This is a genomic window from Bradyrhizobium sp. CCBAU 53338 (assembly GCF_015291665.1).
In the GTDB taxonomy this organism is placed as follows: Bacteria; Pseudomonadota; Alphaproteobacteria; order Rhizobiales; family Xanthobacteraceae; genus Bradyrhizobium.
Window position 1 is genome coordinate 1,948,767 of sequence record NZ_CP030048.1, and the last position, 19,901, is coordinate 1,968,667.

Consider the following 19,901-nt stretch of genomic DNA (forward strand, 5'->3'; position numbering starts at 1 on the left):
ATCTCGGTTGCCGCGAAAACGGCGTCAATAGCCGCCGTCGAAGGGGAATTGCTTTGGCGGGTCGATCTTCACGCCGAGCTTGGCCTGCAGCGCCGGATCGAGGTGCGACCGGAGTGCGGCATCGCAAACGGCGTATCCCCAATTCATGAGACGGTTCTGCAGACTCTCCGGCATGGATTCCAGTCGCGTGGGAACTTCGGCAAGCGGGATCGGATTGCGTGTCGAGCAGTGCAGCGGATCATCCTTCAGTCCGTAATCCGTGAAGGAGGTGCGGATACCCCAGTAGGTGCCGCTGTGATCCTTGCGGATATAGGAATCGATCAGGTGGCGCTTGCGCAGGCTCCTCACCTGATTGTCGACCGTGTCGAGAATCCTCAAGGAATGCCTGGCCCAATCGCGATGCGGATCCTCCTCCGGAGCGATCTTCTGACCCGCGTCGCTCACCAGAAGGGTCTGGTACCGCTTCGAGATCGTCTCGAGACCCAGATTGTCGTACACGCCGCCGTCGCTCAGGATCGCGGTCTTCGTGAAGGGCTCTCTGTGAAGGTCGGCACCGGGCGTGTTCACGACCGGCTGCTCGATGTCGAGTTCGGAGGGCGAGAGAATCGGGGGAAACGCGGACGAAGCCGCTACGGCGGCCGCGAGCGAGACATCGGGCTTCTCGACCAGGCCGACCCGGTAGTCGCCCATATAGTTTCGCGAGAAGCGCCAAAGTGCCGCCGTTTGAATGTTCGTGGCGTTGATCACAAAGCAGGGATTCCCGGGCTGTGAGTCGTCCGGAAGATCCGCGAGCTTGGCGCCATGGAAAAGATTCTTATCGTATGCCTTGGCCACGCGGTCGCTGATCGACCCCGGGAATAGGATTCCTCCGATAATGGCGCCGGCATCGATCGTGCTCCCTGCCATCGTTCTGACCCGCTCGACGAAGATGTCGAGGTTGGTCGCAACGTCGTCGGTGAACTTCAGGTCCTTCCAACTGGTGCCAAGGGCGCCAGCGGTGATCGAGCCGCCGGAGACGCTCGATATCCGCTTGATCTTGCGCAGCAGCGCGACCTCGTTGAGGCGGATCAACGCGCCGACGTGGAAGACCATCGCGCGGTATCCTCCGCCTGACAGTGCCAGGCCGATACCCTCCTCCGGCTGGCCGGGAGGTTGGTCGATGAATTGGTCCAGAGACATGTCGTGCTCCCACTATGATCGTTGCGAATTCGTTGCCGCGCGCGCGGCAGTGTCAGCAGCGTAAGAAGACCGGATCATTCGCCGATCTCTACCTCGACGAAGATATCCGGCGCGAGAAGCGCTTCGAAATCCGTCCTCAACGGCTGCTTTTCGCCGAGCCATCGCTTTTCCCGCGCGGCAAAAAAGGGCAGGTCCTTCAGCTTCACGCCTTCCGCGGTCAGTGCGTCCTCGTAGAGCTTGGAGTTCTGAACGCGTTTTCCGATCTCCACGAGAAGCGCCGAGCTGGGAATCGACTGGTAGTTCTTCCGCAAGGTCGATGCGATCGCTTTGGCTGCGTGCGCCCGTTGAGTAGGCAGGATGGCTTCGAGGATCGTCGACGGCTCGGTCTCTCTACCGTCCTCCGCATCGTTCCATGGCGTGGCGTTTACGCTCCCATGATGTCCGATCTTCAGGAAGTCCAAAGGGCCCTGCAGCTTGTCCTTGTGCAGATGCCACATCACGTTCCAGGATGCGTTCTTCTTTCCTTCCTTGAAGCGCGCATCCCATTCCGCGTCGCCGACGAAAAGCAGACGTTTCCCCCTCCATTCGATGAGCAGCACCACGCTCGTGTTGTTCACGACGCTTCCCGCCTCGTCGGCGAATGCGAGCGCGTTGGACATCATCCTGGATTGCAGCCGTCGAAAGTCGGCAAGCCCGATGTTCGTTGGGATCTCCACCGCTTCGCCGGTGGCGTGGACACGAAAAGGCGCACCGGTTTCTTCAAGACCGCGCAGGGAGCTGTCGGGGTCTTCACCGAGGTAGTAGCCGTCGATATCATCTTCGGGGCCAAGAACGGTGATGGTCGTGTCTCTTAGCTGTACTCCGAGGGAGGCGGCCGTGTCTCCGGCATGGACATATTTCGGCGCTATCCCGTTCGCTTCGGGCAGGGTCTTTTGCAGAGTTTCGATCGCGTCGTCGTTCGAGACCGCGTAGACATCGATCAGGTCCCGGATTTCAGGACTTTGATCGAGGTTGAGTTCGGCGAGGCCGCGCATCGCCCGCTTGGCGAAATCCTGCAGTGCGAATGTCTTCTGCGATTGCGGATGATCGCGGTTCATCGCCGTGCTCATCCAGATGTCGCCAATCGCGAGACCTGAAAACAGGTCCGCATCGAAACCCGCGATGTGATCCTTGTGCTCGTGGGTCACGACCAGCAGGTCGAGGCGCTTCTTCCCGTGGCCGGCATCTGGCAAATCCTCCTTGAGGTGCTCGATGGCCGCCTTCAGAGCGGCGAACGACCCCCACGATCCGCAGTCGATGAGCATGTGGAAATCGCGGTCGCCCGCCTGAGCGACCCGTGCATCCGGGATGCGGCAGTAGATGCAGTCTCCCAGCTCGACGTTGTAAGCGCGTATCAGGAACTTATCTGCCATTGGCGTTCACCCATATCGTCCTCGGCGTCGTCATGAATTCCGAAGTGCGGAGAGAGCTCGAATCTCAAGGCGCCGTCGGTTTCCCGAGAGATGAAAGGAGGGGTCTTCGTGGCCAGCAACCCCTTGGCTCCGCCGGGTACGCTGCCGATGCGACCTGCCTTCACCCTGTCGGCAACCGACTTCTTGAACTCCGCCAGCCGCTTCAGGCCCAGCTCGCGTTCGATCTTGTCATCGCCCTTCCGCTGGCCGCTACCTTCGAAACCGGTGCCGGGCTTGCGCGACCACGCGAGCACGTTTCCATCCCGATCGAGCGCGAGCGTGCCGCCGCAGAGGAGGCTCGCCGGTCGCCCCTCGAAGCGTCCGAACTCGGATCCGCTCAGTTCGACGTCCTCGCGCCAGACGTATTGGATGATGACCTGCTCCGGCAAGCGGCGCGCCTGACGCGTGAGCTTCCGCGCCTTGTAGAGGTCGGAGACGACGACGTCCGCATTGCGCGGAATGAACAAGCGGTCCCGATTGTCGTCCAGGAACCTATATGCCTCGGCACGTGAAGAGGCCAATTGCTCCACGTCGTGATAGACGTCCAACGTGAGCCGTTCGAACACTTGGCGAGGCTCGTTCAGTGTCGCGATGTCGTCGTCGTCGAAGATTTCGCGCTTGCGGAACACATCGATCATCATGTCCCGATAGCCGTCCGGATCGGACGGATTGGCTATCTGCTCCATCCTCAAGACGGCAAGCGCATAGTCCTTGAAGGTCACGTCGACCGGTGGCAGCAGGTCGAGCGGCTGGACGGCCATCTGCTGCATCCGCTGGATCGTGTCCCAGAACGCCGTCAGGAGAGACAGCTTCCGTTCGTCGATGTAGTAGCGCGAGAGTCTGATGATGATGTCGAACATCGCCCCCGTCAGGACTTCTGACAGCAGATGAGGCCGTTGCTCGTCCTTCAGCTTCGACATCGTCTGGTCGTTCCGGGCGGTCCTTAGATAGGGGCGGCCGCTGACCGCGGTACCGAACTGCTCCGCAAGCCTGTTTAGGGCCGTATCCGTGCTCAAGTCCCCGAGTGAATTCTTCGCGATGTATTGCCGAAAGTCGTTGTTGCGGAAGGCGATCAGGATAGCCGTCAAGTCCCCCATGAATTCGTGGAAGGCGGCGGTTTCGGGCCGTATCGCCTCGATCAGGTAGGGCCGCACGCCGTCGAGGACCGCATGCGCGAACTCGTGGTTGATGATGTCGGCCGAAAGACAGGTATAAACCGTGTCGGCGCCATCGTCGAAATAGTAGAATTGAAGGGACTTGCTTTCCCGGTCGTAGAACGCGTTCTTGCCGTAACCTGCGTGAGGTACGACGATCAGTCGATTTCCTTCGAAGCCCCACGAGATCCTTCGCCCCAGACCGAAACCGCTTTCGAAGAAGTCGAGGGCACGCTGCAACACGGCCCAGACGTGCACCTGATGGGCCTGCAGGGCGTGCTGGTCGCCGAACGACCGTTGTGTGATCGGGTTTCCATCGGAATCATCGAATCGTTTCGTCTCTTCGTTCCAGGTCGAAGGCGGCACCAGCGATCCGGTGTCGGCATTGAAGTCCACGACGGCGAAGCGCGCGCTTGTCGGGCCCGGCGATAGGCCCGGCTCCCAAGGCACAAGCGCCTCGTCGAAGGCCATACCAGGATTGTTCTTCGCGAAAAGCGGGTCCTGGAAATAGACCTCGAAAGGGATTCTCAGATCGAGATCCTTCTGAACGGTGCTGTCCAGGTAGCGCCGCGCCGCATAGAGCTTGAGAAGCGTGGCCTTCGTAAGCGAAACCATTCTTTTCTCGGTCATCGCATCACCGGATACTGCGAGTAATAGAACTCGTGGGCCCGGACAGGCTCACGAAACAAACGGACGTGGGATAACCCGCGGATCGGCCTGAGGTCGTATGTTCGATGCGCATTATCTCACCGCGATCAAGCTCAGAGTGTTGGCTTTCGGAAGACTGTCCTTGGTCGTAACCATCGTTAGGGCAATGGAGACGAGATCGAGCACCTGCATGGATCGCTCTTCGTCGATCGCTCCGACCCTCGGCTTGGGAATGAAGAAGTCCTCGCCGTTCAGATTGACATGTACGGCGGCGATTCCTGGTCCCGGATTCCCACGCTCGACCACGAACAATCTGATCGTCCTGTGGATGCCATCCGGGCCCTCCATCAGGACTTCGGGGACGTAGGGCTGAGCGGAATAGTTTTGAGCCGCGATGAGTTCGCCCAGATAGTAGAAAAGGCCCTCCAGCGTCCTGCGGGTGTGCGGGGGCAGTGGAGCGTTGACGAGCCGAAGGGTGCGCAGGACCGTCTGAAAGCGGTTCATCGAGCAGAATTCCCGGGCGGAGTTGAGGAAGGAAGTGCCGCCCCGGGGCGGACATCCGCGTTCCCTGTAGGCGTCGGCGTCCTTCCTCAACTGGTCGCAGATCTCGTCGACCCGGCCAGACGTCGGTCTTGAGCAGGCATTGTCCCTGGCTCGAAGCAGCTGGGCGAATTGCGCCGGTGTGAACTGCAGGGACTCGATCATCAGAAGATTGACGATCTCCTTCGGCCATTTGTGGTCTTCGAAATACTGTTTGATCCTGGGATCCATGGGATCATGGATGCGCTGGACGAAATCCTTGGTGTTGTTGTTGCTGATCGAGTAGGTCGAAAAGCCTCCGTTGTACGAAACCGACGGATTGAGCGCATACGAGGCAAGGCCGGAAGGCGTGAAGTTGAAGGAACTGCCGGCAGTACCAGAGAACGAGGGGCTGGCGACCATTTCGCCGAACCCGACGAACGACATCGGCGCGCGCTGGCTCGCTCGGACCGCGTTCAGCAATATCTGCTTGTTGTTCGCATCCCAAATGGCGGCATCGTAGGCGTCGGATTTGCTCACGAGTTCCGCGCGCGTGCATCCGGGAAGGGACTGTAGCGACAGGAGCGCCGCGACCAACGAACCGATCAATCCGAGATGACGCACCAGATTGCCTTTCCCCGTAGAACTCGGACGACGGATTATTCCACAAGGTCTTAGACGATGAGACTAGGGAAATGCCTAGGGAAACGTTGCAACGAGATGACGGCAGCCTTTTGCCGGAGGCCGACCAGTTCGGAAAGTCGAGAGGTTGGGATCTCAGGAGCATTGAGTTATTGTTGGTCTTCCGCTTTGGTCGGCTTCCCTGTTTGGCCGTCCTAGGAAAAATTGCGATCGAGCAGGAGATTTGAGTGAAGGCCGAGTTGCTTCTTGAATTGGACATGTCGGTCCTGGAAGTGGAGTATGGTCGTCTCGGCTCAGCAAGGGGTCGACGCACGCCTGGCACGCCCATGCGAGGCAATCGTCTTCGGCTTGCGATCGCTCGAGAGTTCGTCGAAGCCGTCCGCGATATCGTAAGCGAAGAATTCGGTCTCGACACCTTGGTCGGCGTACAGCGCTTAAACGCGCACGGAGCCGTCGGTAAGATAGCCTTTCTCGGAGGAAGGCAAGCCGCGCTCGCGAAAGCCGAAGAGCGGGTACGGAGTGTGTGCGGGCAAGTGCCGGTGCCTTGTCGTGGAGGACGACCGATATTGGATCACCTCCTGAGCTGCGCAGAGGTTGTTCGTGCTCCAGACCGCGCGGGTGGGGCGCTCGACGCACTCAAGAAGGAATGCGCGGCTCGCTTCCTGACTATGGCCGGGCCTGCACCGACGCGCCGACGTTCATTGGCTTCCGCTCCCCCGCGCGTCGGTAGAAGATGATGCTGCAATCCCAGCTCTGGAGTATGGACAGTCGATCCACTCCGCGGGCGTGCAGCTTTACAAAGGTAAGGACCATAGGCGGCAATGCGGTAGCCAGAATTCCCTGCTCTGCGCGACCGGCGGCGCCACGGTAGGCAGACGAAAGCCTTATGGGATCGTTTATGTCGGGTCATACTGAAAACCCGCGGCTGCGGAGATTTTACGACAAGTTGGCCGCCTTAATTCCCTGTTAGTCTGAGGACGCACGTGCAGAGCTCCTCGCGATGCGACGTCCAGATCTCCTTGTTCGATACTTCAATTGGGCCGATCGTATCATTTCCCCGCGCCCGCGTCGGGCCGTGACTTGGGAAGGAATTTCCCGGCACGGATCGGCGCTCTCCTGCTGGGAAGCCGTCGAGGGGTTGGCCGCGGAGATCGAAGCCGGAAACGATCTGACGCCATTCCTCTCCGACAAGGTCCACAAATTCGGGTACGTGAGCGCCAAGCAGGAGGGAAGGCGGTCTCGTGGCGTGGAATGGGCGGACAAGGATTACGCCTTGAACGCGTTCGAGATGCATCATTTACATCTGAGCCGCTCCGGCTCGGAACGGCTGCTTTACGTCCAGCTTCTCCCGGGCGGACGCCTTCTTCCTGATGGTAGGCGACCACAAAAGTTTCGACGACGGGTCCTTGGCCCGAGCCGTCGCGGAGTCGCGGGTGGGAACATCCTACGAGCTGAAAGGCATTATGGTGCCTCGTCGGAAACCGGCGATAAGCGAGCAGAACCAGATCCAGCGACGAGGTTACACGACGTTCTATCCCACGAGCGAAGGCGGATCGGTCGTGGGCGCGACATTGTCGACTGCCGGCACCTCACCGCTTCACAGCGTACAGGCCAAACGCGTCATCAAGACAATCGAAAGATTGGAGGCCGACATCGATAAGCCGAGCTTCGGCCGAGATTGGTTCGAACAAAGCGGAAGGCCGTATCCCGACTCACCGGATTTCGAATGGGCTATGAATCATTGCGATCTGTGTCTGCTCGAAAACAAGGCCTTGGTGAAAATTCCTCTAGTCCTTTGGCGGCGCTGATAATCGGGCGGGCGACGCATTTCCGGACCCATCAACTCGGCGCCGCATCCCGAACATCCAGTTCTCCGTCTTGCAACGACAGGGTCAACCAAGGTGAACAGGGATCGCGGTATCCGGTGATGAGAAAGTAGCGACGCTCGACCGACGGATCTTTCCATAATGTCGCTTCGGGGTGCGAGTTGTTGAACAAGACCGTCGCGCCTCCCTGCGCACGCTCTTGAGCCGCGACAAGCATGCGGGCGATAGAGGCGGGCTCCGGATGCGAATTGGTGCCGTTCGCGCTCACGATCCAGCACGCCGCCTTGATGCGACCGGCCAGTTCGTGGCTGAAGTTGCCGCCCGATCCATGGTGAGGAAATTTGCAGACGTCTACCTCGACCGGAGAGGGCAGTCCCTTCAGGAGCAGCTCCGCAGGGCAATCGGCGGTCATCAGGATCCGGTGATCTCCATGCCGCGCGAGCAGTGCGATGCTCGATGCGTTCACCACGCTGGTGTCCCGGCGATAGGACGCCTTCGCCAGTTCGGCAACATCGAGCTCACCCTGGCCCATCTCGACGACCTGCTTGACCGTCCGATTTTTTATTCGGCGCAGCTCTTTTTCCCAGTGCTCGCCGAGCTTCGCGAGCTGTTTTAGGCCTGGCGAGACGACGTCTAGCGATAGGCCGGAAACCGGGCTCACGCTGGCGCCTCTCAAGACCGGGCCCTCCTTGAATAAGCCGTTCCACGACCATCCCCTTGCTCGGATGGCCTGGCAGAAGCGAAAAGCTTCCGCGACCGACATTTCCGTGACGTCGGCGGAGTTTCCCGATAGATGCTGGGGCCCGTTGAACCAGACCTCCTTCACCAGCGGCGATAGGAAAGCGCTTTCGGCGACACCGATGGCGCCGGCAAGATGGTCGGAATCGATGTGAGTGACGACGAACAGGTCGATCGACCTTTCCGTCGGCTTCAACGTTCTGAAGTAGGCTTCGACGGCTTGCTCGGTGCCGCGTCGCCCCGCGTCGATGAGGATGTTGAATGGCTTCTCGCCGATGCAGCGGATGAGGATGCAGTCCCCGTCCTGGGCGTCGAAGACCACGACTTCGGTCACGGACTTCGGTGTGGTGGCCTCACTCGGCAACCGCTTCCTCCTCGTCCGGCCTGCGACGCGCCTGCAGCGTCGATACCTTGATGTTGCGTCGCGCCGCGACCGAGCGCGGCGAATCCTGGTGCTTGAGGGCGTCGAAGGTGGCGCGCACCATGTTGTAGGGGTTCGACGACCCGATGGATTTGGCGACGACATCCTGGACGCCGAGCGTCTCGAAGACGGCGCGCATGGGGCCGCCGGCGATGATGCCGGTGCCGGCCGGGGCGGCACGCAGATAGACGCGGCCGGCCCCGTGCCTTCCGGCGATGTCGTGATGCAGCGTGCGGCCCTCCCGAAGGGCGACCCGGGTCAGGTTGTGCTTGGCCGCCTCGGTAGCCTTTCGGATCGCCTCCGGCACCTCGCGTGCCTTGCCGTGCCCGAAGCCTGCACGGCCCTTCTGATCGCCGATCACGACGAGAGCCGCGAAGCCGAACCGCTTCCCGCCCTTCACGGTTTTGGCGACGCGATTGATGTGTACGAGTTTGTCGACGAATTCGGAGTCGCGTTCGTCTCGTTCCTTGTGAGGTCTGCGGGGGGAGCGGCGAGGTGGCGCGGGTGGCGGAGACTTGCGCTCCGCAGGCGCTTCGGTCTTTGCATCGGCGGTCGGTTGGCTCGCCGCAGGGCGCGCAAGGCGCGAAGCGATGTGATCGAGGATCAGATCAGGCTTTTTTTTTGAGCCGCTTTCCCCGATGGCCTTTTCGTCAGGTGTGTACGGAGACGTTCCCCTTATCACGCTGGTATCGCCTCGTCCGAAGCTTGCCCGAATGCGAGCTATCATCTGCTTTATCGCTTCGTCCGAGGGATATTTCCTATCCTTGAGCGATTCTGCCATGGCTTCGATATAACGATCGAGCAATTCCATAGTGCAGCCGTATCGCGGCGGGTTGACATTTGCGGCAGAGATGGCGCCTGCAGCGAGGTCGGTGGCGTCCTCGATCTTTAGTGAAGGATACATGAGAGCGAGAAGCGCCATGCATATGCCGGCGTCCGAAACTTCCTTCGAAATAGACTTCAGCCCCGAGAAGACGGTTTCCAGATGACCGTCTGCAAGCCGGGGGAAGAGCAGGATAGAGTGGGCGGCCGCCACATACCGGTCTACCAAAGAGTTTTTGTCGCTCTCGAGATGCATCACGATTTTGCGCGCTGCCTGCTCTGCGGCATCGTGCATGTGCGCCCTACGGAAACCCCAGAAGGCGGCGGGAAGACCGTAGTTTGTGAGTATGCGCGGACAGAGGAAGGACCCGTTCTTTCCCTGGAGCAGATCGACGTAGAGAGAAAGAGCGAAATCGATCCGCGCGAAGAGACGAGGCCCGTTTGGATTGGAGAGCTCCAGATGAGCCTGTTTGACGTTTTCAGGAAGATCGAACTTGAACATCCTGCCGAGCAGCAACCCGCTTCCATCGTCCGCGGGCTTATCGTCGAACCAAAGCTTCCACCAAATCTTTCGGTTAGCCTCCCCTGGAAGGGAATTTGTCCAGTCCGCCTCATCCCCAAGGATTGCGCTGCAGGCCTCGTAGAATTTGGTCTTGTCGCCGACGGCGACCGTACCGTAACCCGAAGCACCGTTCGGTGCAGCGACATGGGCTTCGGCCTTGGCGTCGATCCATGGCGGAGCATCTTCCCCCATTTCTACGATGCACTTGTGCATCTTTCCATCCACGCCAACCGTATCCAGAAAAAGAGGTGGTCGGGGGATATCGAGCAGCTCAGAAACTTCCGTCTTCATGGAACCGGCACCTCATGATGAGCCCGGACGATGGACTTCTTGAACGCCTTGCCATGCACTTGGAATTCGTAATCGCCACGCTCGACATGCAGCTCGTAACCCTTCGGGCCTCTGTCGCCGTTCGTTATCGGACCGTTCGGGAGAAGTTTCACCGAGCAACCGCTGCCCGTGGTGCCGGCGAGCACGTCAAGAACCGTCGCAGGCTTTGGAGTTCTCAGAAGCGGTTCGTGCATGCCACCGGCATCGACGTCGGCCACGTTATTCCATCCCTTCTTGACGGACGGGCCCAGATGCCTGGCCCAGCGCCGGAAGAGCGCACCCGCGCCTTCGGCAATTTTGGCTGCCGTAACGTCGTGAAATGGATCTCCCTTGATGAACAACTCGGCTCCGGTCCCTGCGAGGCACTCGAGGAAGGCCCTCGTTCCCAGGGGTCCTCCCCGGAATTTGGCCATGGCTGGACGGTCGTTCAAGTGGATATCGTTGTCCCAAAAACTTGATTGGGTGATCGAAGCGCTGAAGACCACAGTCGCATTGCGGATCGCCGGCCGGTGCGCCTTGTGGAAGGCCGAAGAGAATTGGTGATGCGCATCCCGGTCCGTTCTGCAGCTGTCGATGAAGCAGAACATCGGATGACCGCCTGTCAGCCCGTTGATGTCGTTGATCGTGGCGTGCCAGTTTATGCCCTCAGCCGGAGCGTCGTCCTCAGGCGCTTGCGTGAACAGAAGCTGGATCGGACCTTCCTGCATGCGGCAGGCGCCGTGCCCCATCCAATGCAGGATGCCGGCTCCGCCTTCCTTGACGATGCGGTCAGTCCAAGCCGTGAACGCTGCGGCGACGTTCGCGAACGTCGGCTCCTGTGCGTCATGTCTCGTTTGGCCGTCGACGTAGCTAATGGATTGTGCCGGCTCCGACGCCAGCACCTGTATCGACCTGACATACATTCCCTGCGTAAAGTCATGTGGCTTGTCGAGCCAGAACGGGATGATGTCATTGCAGAACGCTTGGACGTTCTGAAAAGGGGGGCCGGAATGCTTGCCGACGACAACCACGAGGACGTGGATGGGGCAGGCGCCGGATCGAGCGCGAGAGATGAGCATAAAAGCGAAACTGGAAATGAGAGGAGGGGAACGAGTGTCTTCGACGGCGACCAGAAGGATCGCGGCGTCTTTCATCGTCACATCGGAGGCGGCTGTCCCTCGGGAAGCCCGCTCGACCATGCCCCTGGTCTCCCGTTTTCCGAATCACCCGACAGCAACCCTACATTGCTCCGCAGCAAGGCCATAACGGAAAATCCGATTCGATGGTGAATCGATCGCCGTTGGCCGCACTTTGCCGTGGATAGCCGCGTTGCCAACATATCGTCCTCGCCGGGCTTCAGGGTTCGGAGTCATCCCAACCGGTAAGTAGCGATAAATCAACTATAAATTGATCCGCCCCGGGGGATTCCCTAGGCTGTCGCTGCTCGTTTTCAGGCCTGCCGCGCCGCTGATTTGGGCGGGTTAAGCACAGCGAAGCGGCACGCCGATCCCACTGCCTTAAAAGGAGTCGTCACGTTGGCCGATTTATCCGCATAGCCCGACGCGGCGCGGTGTTCATCTGCACGTCATCTTTCGGCCTGCCACCGGCGAGGAAGTGGGCCTGCGCGGTGTAGATCGATCGGCCACCTCCGGCCGCTCACGGCGAGCCAACGGTCTCGAAGCAGAACCAGTTTGAAGTGTTGGCCGGTGTCCATTCCTGTCGAGCGCGAGTGACTTCGAAAGGCTTCGCTCGCTGGAAGCTTCTGCTCCGTCGGGGCACGTCAACTTGAAATTGCCGAAGTAAACTAGATAAACTCGCGGGACTGGCGAGATGCCGGGTCGGTCAGGAATCGGTTCGGATGATGGAAAGCGCGACCGCAAGGCTTGTGCATGCTGCCAGGGAATCGGCGCCAGCCAAGTTCTTTCTTGCTTTGATCGACGCGGATTTCCTGGAGGTGAAGTTCGTCGTCATGCTTGCGTTCGTCTTCGGTTGGCATTCGCGAGCTTGGTGGTTGACGCTGACGGGGTTGCTGCTGTTGGCTGCTTTGACCGCGGCGACACTGGCATTCATCGTCAACATCATAGGCTACTGGGAGGGCGGCAAAGCGGTCAGGGAATTGACGAAGACCATTGCCCTCCGCCGGTCGCGCTTCAGGCGCATCGAAGTCGTATCGGACGACGAGCTGCAGCTCTTTTTCAACTATTCGCATTCCGACTTTCCTTTCCGGGACAAGGATGCGCCGATACTGGTGACCGTCTACGATTTCGACGCAGAGGTCAGGTCGTTTCGAGTTCAGTGCTTCTTCAACATCTGGGAGACGTCCTACGTAATCCTGAACGTGAAGAAGCCTGTTTCCGAGCTGAAACCATTGCAACGTTTCATCGTCTATCACGAGTATTCGCACGGTAGTCTCGATGGCGGGCGCCTTTGGATCTGGCCGATCGTGCATGTCTCGAGCGCGATAGGTTCGGTCTTGCTGGCCGCCGCGCTCGTCGGCTTGAGTTGGACCGGTGCCGTTTGCGCCGCTACCGTTCTGGCGACAGCGCTCTTCCTCGGATCGAGCAAGATCAGGCGGACCAAGGAGGCCGAGGCCTATGCGGACACGTACGCCGCCTGGGTCATTTGGAAGCAGAACCCCCATGAGGCCGTCGGAGTCCTCGCGAGAAGCATCGAAGACCTCTCGGGGCGAACGAGCTTCCCCACCCGAGAGGAGAAGCTGACTGCCGCACACCGATTGGCAAGTCTGCGCCGGGAAAGAGAAGCCATGCTCGCCGGCGAAACCTGGGACGATCGTCACAAGATATGGGTAAGGCAGATCTATGCTTGGCGGTGGTACGTATATCTCAACTGCGCTCTCATCGCTCTTTGGTGCATTCCGCCGTTTTGGGCGAACGACTTCTCGCTGCTGCACGCGAATGCGATTGGTGGGGCGGCGTTCCTTGCCGCGCTCGCTCTATGGTATCCCCTGACCTATCAGGGACGGGAGTTCGGTCGTTGGATGAAATATCATTTGGAGGTAGCCGACATGATCGATGACAGACAGATCCTTGCGATGTTGGAAGACGTGGCTCCAAACTCGGTCGAGATCGTGGGGGAGGAGGAGACCGATCTCATCATCAGCGGAACGCACTCTCTCGAGCCGGACTTCGCGAGGCGGCTGGTGCCTGGGGATCCCGGCGGCGCGAACTTCCCGAATTTCGGGCATGTGCAAGACCTGGTGACGTACTGCGCCACGGCCTATTCGATCTATGAGATCACCGGGAAGACAGGGGATTTTCTGGACTTCTTTCTCGACCACGACCGGAAGCTCAAGGTCGTTCAAAGGGTGATCGAAAAGCTGCGCGTGCTTGGTCTGAAGCGGCCTGCCGATGAAATTCAGGTCATGCTTGATCGCGTCCTGGATTATCTCACCAGGCCCCGGGCGGCGCCGCCTCCTACCTGACTGATTGCAGTACGTTGTATATCCCTCGCACGCGCACGCTGTTCCGAGGCAACCTGAAGGCCGGAGCGATTACAACGTTTCGTCCGAGCAACGGAACTAGCGCGCCGCTAATGAAGATAGAGCCTCCTCGTCCTCGGGCGCGAGGTTCAACTCGTCGTGCAACGCCAGACGGGCTACTATATGCGACGCGCGTTGAAGCGCCAGCTCTACGTGTCTCCATCCGAACCTATCGCGCCATACGCGCCGGGTGGCTTCGCCCAGGATATGGCGGCAGTCTCCGAGAGGGATCAAATCTGACAATTTGTCAGAGACGGCGTTTCGGTACGCAGCCGAGATCTCAGCCGACGAGAAAATCAGTCGCCTAACTGCCTCGTCGGCGCAATGATGAAGCGCATCGCATCCTAGGGCTACCGTGCCGGTACACTCGACTTGGTGTACCGCATCCAAACGGACGCCTCTCGATCTCATCAATTCGATTTCACGATCGTGGTGCAGGAGATCGAAGACATAACCCTCGCGAAGCGCATCGTCTCTCTGCTGCAAACTGGATCCAAACACTCGCGAAGGACGCTCTTTCGAGAGGGTGCCAGCCTGGAGTGTGACGAATGGGTACGTACAATGCCCGAACAAGACTGGCGTTCCGCCGGCGAAATGCAGGGCGTCGTCGCAAATCATCACGGCGGCCGCTCCGCCCTGAAGCTTGGCGAAGGATTCGTCAAAGCCATTCTCCACGATCCTGTCGCCGACTCGATCACGGAAATGATCTTCGATGGTCTTGCCGGGGTCGCTGTACCACAGACGTGAGGGATCCAGTATCCGGATCGCTTCGTATTTGCCGCCTTCCAGCCCATCAAGGAAACCGACTGCACTCAAAGGTTTATGGTTTCCATCGAGGATCGGCCACCAGAGCTTCTTAGCGAAAGCGCGGATTTCGCAAGGCGCCCCTCCGAAGCGAGCGCCATCGATCCGGTTGATGCGGAAGGCGACTGGCGCTTCATCAGGTGAGCCGGTCGCTATCGAGACTTGAACCTGTGCCGACAGCCGGACGCGACATGTCCGGGTCCGCGCGCGAGGAGGGAGGTAAGTGACATGATAAGGCAACTCAGCCTTGGCGAGAATTGCGCCCATGATACGGCTCTCACTACAGCAGATTTGTCGGATCGTGGCGGCGAACCAACGCCGATGGGCGACAAGGTCAAAGCGAAGTCGTCGCCACGTCTTTCGCAATCACCGGCGATGCGCCGTCATATATGAGTGACTTCCACCGCGTCAAATTCGGGCAAGCGCTGAGGCCCTAAATTCCAAAGGGCTCGCACGTTGATCGGCGTTTTGCTCGCTCGCTGCTTTCCTTTTATTCGATGAAGATGTACTCCTCACCGTCGGGCGCGGTACCCGGCAAGACGTCGACCGAGCCGAACTCGCTGGCCGCCTCCTGAAGCCGGTCACCTGCGTCGCCCAAATCCCGGTAGGCGAATCCGATGGCGTGCCCCTGACGCGAGTACCAGAAATCCTGTCCCGCAGCCGTGGCCGAATAGCCGTGTTCGTTGTAGATCCTGTCGAGAAGGCGGCGGTTCTGCCGCTGAAAGCGATGGCAATCTTTCAGGATTTGGGGGAAGCAACCCGGAAAGATGTCCAGAGAGCCGTCGCAGCCTTCTGGCAGGTCGGCAAAGATCGCGGCGTCGAGATAACCGTCGGCGAACGCATCGAACGCCAGCTTCTTCGCCGGCTTGCACTTCCGTCCCTTCATGACCGTCCTGCGGGCCGTCCCACCGCGGCTTGGCATCACTTTGGTGCCAGCCTTCTTGCGGGTGTTGGGGGCGCGCTTGCTCGCTTTGACTCTCATTTGAAGCTCCGTGTTGCTTCCGAGGTCGCTCGTATCGGATAACAGTTCAACCTTAACGAGCAATTTTCCCCGACTTTCCATAGCCTGTCGGCGCGGGAGGTGCTCGTCTCTCTGGCCGCCGCTGGCGTGGGTGCGCAGACATCGAGCTGATCCTCAGTGCAGCCGCCCTATCAGGCCAATGAAATCTTCGAATGCCTTCTCGGCAGCCGGATCGCCGTTCTCGAGATCAGCGGGCGACGGCAGGACGAGCACCGAATAGCCGCGATCTTGGGGTCCGGCGTCGGGCTTGTTCCAGGGGGCGTGGGGGCTCACGATCGGCTCGATCAGCGCCTCGAGGTCTTCGGAATAGTCGGCGACCACATCCCAACCGGACTCGCCGAAGACGAGCATGATCCAGGACGTCGCACCTCTGCTGTGAAGGCGGAGCTCGGCAATCTCCAGATCCATGAGGAGCTCGAGAATGCCGTCCCGATCTTTGGATTTCTTGAACGCAGGATCGTCTTCCCGCACGCAGCACGTGATGCTGTAGCCTTGCTTCAGAAACTCGTCGATCAGCTCGGTCGTAATCTGACGATCGATCGCTTGAACGTTCCTTGCTTCGGCGATCCTTTGAACCCTGGCATCGAAGTCGGCGTCGGTCGAAACCCGGCCCGGCCAGAATTCGCTGTGCCGTTCGAAGATCTGGATGTCGATCATCTCCATCGCGAGGCGCCGGTCGGCATCCCGATCCTCGGTCAGCGGCACCGTGGCGCCGATGGTCACGAGCAACTGGTACTTGGAACTGTACTGGTGAAGCTCGACGCTCCGGAACGTGACGTAGGGCCGGTCGTAAATGCAGGGCTTCGCGTTTCCGTACTCGCAAATGAGCTTCGCGGCCTCGACCCGCGTCATGCCCCTGGCGACCACCACGTCGTCGTTCTCCAGGCCCTCCTTCTCGATCCAGAGGGTATATCGCGTCTCGGGAGTCATCGTGATCTCCGCTGTATCCTTGCTAACGAGAGGGCGGCAGCCAATCGGGGGCGTCGGGGCTTTTGAACTCGACGGACGCACGGAGCGATGCGATATCCGTCGCGACGTCGACCAGCGTGCCGTAGCGGCTGCACCCCACGATGAGGCTCCGCCCGGGAAACACCAGCCCGTCCTTTCGCCAGGCGGCGCGCGGACCGATGCCGACCTTCACGAAGACCGCGTCGGCCGTGGTGACCCTCATCATGAACCGGCATCGGCCCCCGACTGCGCCGTCGAGCGAACCGGCGTCGGAGCGCAGACTGACCTGACGGATATCGCGCGTCTCCGGATCCACGAGGATCGCAGTGACCATTGTCCTGCCGTCTTCCGACTCGCGAGGCATGTTGTCCGGTGCGACCCACCGAACCAGCTTCGTGAGCGTGTCGACGTTGGTCTTCGGCGGCGTGTACGCACCGACGGCGTCTCGCTTGCCGACCACGACGCCCGCGCCGACCACGACCCGCGAGCGGCCGATCGTAAAGCCGTTGTCGACGCAGGGTTCCTTCGCGGTCAGCAAGCGGTCGCCATTCGGGAGGCGCGCCGTGACCGCCGGCTTGGATCCGAGGAGACGCGTCAAGCTCCCGACGGAGACCTCCCGATCTTCGGAGCTCACGGCACGGGCGTTGGAATCGATCAGGACGATCTTCATGGCGCCGCCCACGGGAATTTCAGATCGGCTTCGCGGGCCAGATGAAAGCGCATCGTCCGCTCGTGCGTCGGCTCTCCCATCGCCGCCAAGGATTCGACATGAGCGATCGCCTCTTCATCGCTCGCGAAGCGACGGTCGGCGTCGATACGGCCGATCATGCAGACCTGATCGGAATTGGTATAGAGGCCCCAGCCCTGCGGCCACATCGTGGTCTCCGGGGCGTTGACCGAGCCTTCCGTCATCGGCGTGGTGTCGTCGGTCGCCTCCGAACGGCCGAAGTCCCTCATGACCCGCGCGAGATGTTGCAGGCGAACCGGCTCGACATCGAGCCGGATGCCGAAGTCGAACTCGACCTCGCGGATCCTGATGCCGGCATCGATCTTGTCGATCATGGTTGCGGACGCATACAGGAAGCTCACTCGCCGCTGGGGACGATCGAAATGGATGAGGCCGAGCGCCTGTCCCTCGGGCGTCCAGCCCAAAGTGAACCCCGCCCGAATGGGGGGCGAGACGTCGGTGCGATCGTCGTCACGCGCTCCCGCCGACTCCAGCACGGCAGCCAACTGGGTGACGAACGAATCCTTGCTAGGAGCCCTCCGGTTTGGATGCCAGCGGCTGTCGCCCGTGGCCTCCGGCCCGACCTCGCACTGGAATTCCATCGACGCCAGCTCCGCCACCGCATCAGCGCCCATCCCGTGGCTCTCCGCGATAGAGGCGCAGATCAACCGGGCTGTCTCGGAAGCCGCCATAGGGAAGACGGCGGCCGGGCTGTTGGTGGAGATCGCCTTCAGCGCCGCGCCCACGGCCGAGGCCGGCACGCCGAGCATGCGCCCGAATTCGTGCGCGACGCGATCATTGCGAGATGGGCTCTGGTTCACTGGTCTCTCCTAGCGCAGTCCGGGCGTGAACACGTTGGGCTCGTACGGCCACGTGCGTTCCGAGAGCATTTCGACCTTCACTCCTGCCGTCGCCAAATCGGTCAAAACGAAGATGCGCAGTCCCACCGATTTCGCGAGACGAACCTGATCCTGCACGATCAGGTGACCGAACGAACCGAACCGGGCCATCTCCAGAAGACGCTGCAGGCTTGGTCCGATCTCCATGCCGGAGGCTCCGTTGTCGACGAAAAGGTGGTGAACCTCGCGATCGAGCTCGGAAGCTCGAAATGCACAAGCCGCCACCTGGCGATCGATCTCCTCCGTGCTCTCATGGGCGACGCGCGCGTAGATGGCGCAGGAGTTCTGCGGGTCGTAGCTCAATGTCATTTCCCTCTCTCGCTCACGATTGAAACCTGCGGGAATGACAAAACGCAACTCAAATCGATTCGGCGGAAATCGATTGATGTGGAGAGAGGTTGAACAAATTTTTTTGCTGAGCTGTTCATCGCAATGTCCACTGCATCAGCATGCGTGTCCATCGGACAGAACAGCGGACATCGAACTCATCGCTGAGTGGACAAGCACCACGCGATTTGACAGAGTCCACTGAGCGACGCATGGCGATACATTTGTCCATTAATGTCCACTCCCGTCCATTTGCAGCATGAAATGGTTCACCTAGTTTCGGGACTAACGATATCGGTAGTCCCGAAACCGGGTGAACCATAAGAGATTGTGCGGAGTGCGTTTTTCAAACTGATGGCACCCCTCGATTACGGCGGAGACCAAATTGGGAGCCTCAAACGCCGCCACGAACGTGCCGCGACCGCTCCACCGTCCTTGTCCAATGATGGCAGCTTGGCCGCTGAAGAATGGACATTGGTGGACATTGTGATCGGCTTCGAGCAGGCGCGGAGAGCCGATGTCCATTGCGGCAGTGGACACCAATAACCCTGCAAAACAAGCCGTTTTCGATGTCCACTCCCTTGCACGTTAACCATGTCCATTCGGAAATTATGGACACGGGGGCGGGTGGTTCCCACATATCTGCGAGGAGGACACACGAATGGACAACGTGCGATCGCAGATCGAGAACCTGATTTCGAACTTGGACCACCGCATCGACATCCAGCAGGAGGCGTTGCGCCGTCACATCGACCAGAGCCTGGCCCGGCTGGCGGAGCTTCAGATGCAGCGCAAGCAATTCGCTCGCATGCTGGAGGATCTTCCCGTCACGCCGGAAAGCGAGACGCGCGTGACCGCCATGGCCGAGGCGCCGAAGGCCGAACAGCATCCGCCGGCGGCTCGGAACGATAGCCCGCGTCCTCCGGCTTCAACCTTCATTCTCGATACGCTTCAGAAGGACGACAACAAGGGAGGCATCGCGGGGCCGCAGCTTCAGGCGCTGGCCAAGGAAGCCGGATACACTAAGGATGCTTTCGACAAGGCTCGGACCCGGTTGCGGGACTCGCGCCGCATCGAGATGGTCGACGGCCTCTGGGCGATCGCTCGGCCGATGCCCATCGAGAAGGCGGCCTAGTCTCCCGTCGTGGAGCTTCGGTAGCGCGGGAGCCGAGTGCTGACCCAGGTGATAGCCGCGGGAGCCCTCTCGGCTTCGATCCGCGCGGAAATACGGAAGCAAGCGAGGAGACGATCATCGAAGGCGTCGCGGCATCGTGCAGATCATCGAAGGCGAACTGGTCGCACCCGGCGTCGGTGACCTCTTCACGGACGTGGTCGTAAACAGAAACGTCTGAGCGTTTACGAGCTCATCCTTGATGCCATCTGGAAGATGTTGGATGATCGTGAG

Annotated in this window: 15 protein-coding genes and 1 pseudogene; 3 read left to right on the forward strand and 13 right to left on the reverse strand. The window is 60.2% G+C overall.

The features are described from left to right. Positions 1-24 precede the first annotated feature (24 nt). The 4 genes from XH90_RS09220 to XH90_RS09235 all read right to left on the reverse strand — a co-directional run bounded on the left by XH90_RS09220 (position 25) and on the right by XH90_RS09235 (position 5,491). Entirely contained in the window at positions 25-1,179 is a 1,155-nt protein-coding gene (locus tag XH90_RS09220; protein WP_194480635.1) for a patatin-like phospholipase family protein, read from the reverse strand. A gap of 74 nt (positions 1,180-1,253) precedes the next feature. After that, positions 1,254-2,591 carry an MBL fold metallo-hydrolase gene (locus XH90_RS09225; protein WP_194480637.1) on the reverse strand — a complete coding sequence of 446 codons (1,338 nt, stop codon included), beginning with the start codon at positions 2,589-2,591 and terminating at the stop codon, positions 1,254-1,256. Beyond that, positions 2,573-4,255, reverse strand: coding sequence for a serine protease (locus XH90_RS09230; protein ID WP_246755741.1), 1,683 nt, complete (start codon positions 4,253-4,255; stop codon positions 2,573-2,575). Before XH90_RS09230 ends, XH90_RS09225 begins: the two co-directional genes overlap by 19 nt. Before the next feature lie 270 nt (positions 4,256-4,525). Further along, positions 4,526-5,491 carry a hypothetical protein gene (locus XH90_RS09235; RefSeq protein WP_194480641.1) on the reverse strand — a complete coding sequence of 322 codons (966 nt, stop codon included), beginning with the start codon at positions 5,489-5,491 and terminating at the stop codon, positions 4,526-4,528. Between the two features lie 1,508 nt (positions 5,492-6,999). Between XH90_RS09235 and XH90_RS09240 the strand changes: the two genes are divergently transcribed. Beyond that, positions 7,000-7,401, forward strand: a complete 402-nt coding sequence (locus XH90_RS09240; protein WP_194480643.1) for a hypothetical protein — start codon at positions 7,000-7,002, stop codon at positions 7,399-7,401. 31 nt (positions 7,402-7,432) lie between these two features. On the opposite strand, the gene XH90_RS09245 is transcribed toward XH90_RS09240, so the two are convergent. From XH90_RS09245 to XH90_RS09255, 3 genes and pseudogenes are all read right to left on the reverse strand, one after another. Then, positions 7,433-8,521: a ComEC/Rec2 family competence protein gene (locus tag XH90_RS09245; protein WP_194480645.1), complete on the reverse strand. Its 1,089-nt coding sequence runs from the start codon at positions 8,519-8,521 to the stop codon at positions 7,433-7,435. Then, a pseudogene (gene rpsE / locus XH90_RS09250) lies at positions 8,511-9,056 on the reverse strand (30S ribosomal protein S5); the annotation flags it as partial. The gene XH90_RS09245 and the pseudogene rpsE, both read right to left, overlap by 11 nt. 1,193 nt (positions 9,057-10,249) lie before the next feature. Next, positions 10,250-11,470 carry a hypothetical protein gene (locus XH90_RS09255; protein ID WP_194480647.1) on the reverse strand — a complete coding sequence of 407 codons (1,221 nt, stop codon included), beginning with the start codon at positions 11,468-11,470 and terminating at the stop codon, positions 10,250-10,252. Between the two features lie 659 nt (positions 11,471-12,129). Between XH90_RS09255 and XH90_RS09260 the strand changes: the two genes are divergently transcribed. After that, entirely contained in the window at positions 12,130-13,713 is a 1,584-nt protein-coding gene (locus XH90_RS09260) for a hypothetical protein (RefSeq protein WP_194480649.1), read from the forward strand. A gap of 96 nt (positions 13,714-13,809) precedes the next feature. On the opposite strand, the gene XH90_RS09265 is transcribed toward XH90_RS09260, so the two are convergent. From XH90_RS09265 to XH90_RS09290, 6 genes are all read right to left on the reverse strand, one after another. Continuing rightward, positions 13,810-14,841 carry a hypothetical protein gene (locus tag XH90_RS09265; RefSeq protein ID WP_194480651.1) on the reverse strand — a complete coding sequence of 344 codons (1,032 nt, stop codon included), beginning with the start codon at positions 14,839-14,841 and terminating at the stop codon, positions 13,810-13,812. A 223-nt stretch (positions 14,842-15,064) separates the two neighbouring features. Next, positions 15,065-15,619 carry a hypothetical protein gene (locus XH90_RS09270; RefSeq protein ID WP_194480653.1) on the reverse strand — a complete coding sequence of 185 codons (555 nt, stop codon included), beginning with the start codon at positions 15,617-15,619 and terminating at the stop codon, positions 15,065-15,067. Positions 15,620-15,709: 90 nt separating this feature from the next. After that, positions 15,710-16,447 carry a hypothetical protein gene (locus XH90_RS09275; protein ID WP_194480655.1) on the reverse strand — a complete coding sequence of 246 codons (738 nt, stop codon included), beginning with the start codon at positions 16,445-16,447 and terminating at the stop codon, positions 15,710-15,712. Positions 16,448-16,547: 100 nt separating this feature from the next. Beyond that, on the reverse strand, positions 16,548-17,213 hold the full coding sequence (locus XH90_RS09280) for a hypothetical protein (RefSeq protein ID WP_194480657.1): 666 nt from the start codon (positions 17,211-17,213) through the stop codon (positions 16,548-16,550). Beyond that, positions 17,210-18,040 carry a hypothetical protein gene (locus tag XH90_RS09285; protein ID WP_194480659.1) on the reverse strand — a complete coding sequence of 277 codons (831 nt, stop codon included), beginning with the start codon at positions 18,038-18,040 and terminating at the stop codon, positions 17,210-17,212. The genes XH90_RS09280 and XH90_RS09285 overlap by 4 nt, the downstream gene beginning before the upstream one ends. A 60-nt stretch (positions 18,041-18,100) precedes the next feature. Then, complete coding sequence (locus XH90_RS09290; RefSeq protein ID WP_194480660.1) at positions 18,101-18,526, reverse strand: recombinase family protein; 426 nt, start codon at positions 18,524-18,526, stop codon at positions 18,101-18,103. Positions 18,527-19,157: 631 nt separating this feature from the next. Between XH90_RS09290 and XH90_RS09295 the strand changes: the two genes are divergently transcribed. Further along, entirely contained in the window at positions 19,158-19,631 is a 474-nt protein-coding gene (locus XH90_RS09295) for a hypothetical protein (RefSeq protein WP_194480662.1), read from the forward strand. Positions 19,632-19,901 lie beyond the last annotated feature (270 nt).

Excerpts from the sequence above, each read along its gene's own strand:
- XH90_RS09280 (WP_194480657.1), bottom strand. The coding sequence starts at position 17,213 with ATGAAGATCGTCCTGATCGATTCCAACGCCCGTGCCGTGAGCTCCGAA.
- XH90_RS09260 (WP_194480649.1), top strand. The coding sequence starts at position 12,130 with ATGATGGAAAGCGCGACCGCAAGGCTTGTGCATGCTGCCAGGGAATCG.
- XH90_RS09225 (WP_194480637.1), bottom strand. The coding sequence starts at position 2,591 with ATGGCAGATAAGTTCCTGATACGCGCTTACAACGTCGAGCTGGGAGAC.
- XH90_RS09265 (WP_194480651.1), bottom strand. The coding sequence starts at position 14,841 with ATGGGCGCAATTCTCGCCAAGGCTGAGTTGCCTTATCATGTCACTTAC.
- XH90_RS09220 (WP_194480635.1), bottom strand. The coding sequence starts at position 1,179 with ATGTCTCTGGACCAATTCATCGACCAACCTCCCGGCCAGCCGGAGGAG.
- XH90_RS09295 (WP_194480662.1), top strand. The coding sequence starts at position 19,158 with ATGGACAACGTGCGATCGCAGATCGAGAACCTGATTTCGAACTTGGAC.
- XH90_RS09275 (WP_194480655.1), bottom strand. The coding sequence starts at position 16,447 with ATGACGCGGGTCGAGGCCGCGAAGCTCATTTGCGAGTACGGAAACGCG.
- XH90_RS09255 (WP_194480647.1), bottom strand. The coding sequence starts at position 11,470 with ATGGTCGAGCGGGCTTCCCGAGGGACAGCCGCCTCCGATGTGACGATG.
- XH90_RS09285 (WP_194480659.1), bottom strand. The coding sequence starts at position 18,040 with ATGCTCGGCGTGCCGGCCTCGGCCGTGGGCGCGGCGCTGAAGGCGATC.
- XH90_RS09230 (WP_246755741.1), bottom strand. The coding sequence starts at position 4,255 with ATGGCCTTCGACGAGGCGCTTGTGCCTTGGGAGCCGGGCCTATCGCCG.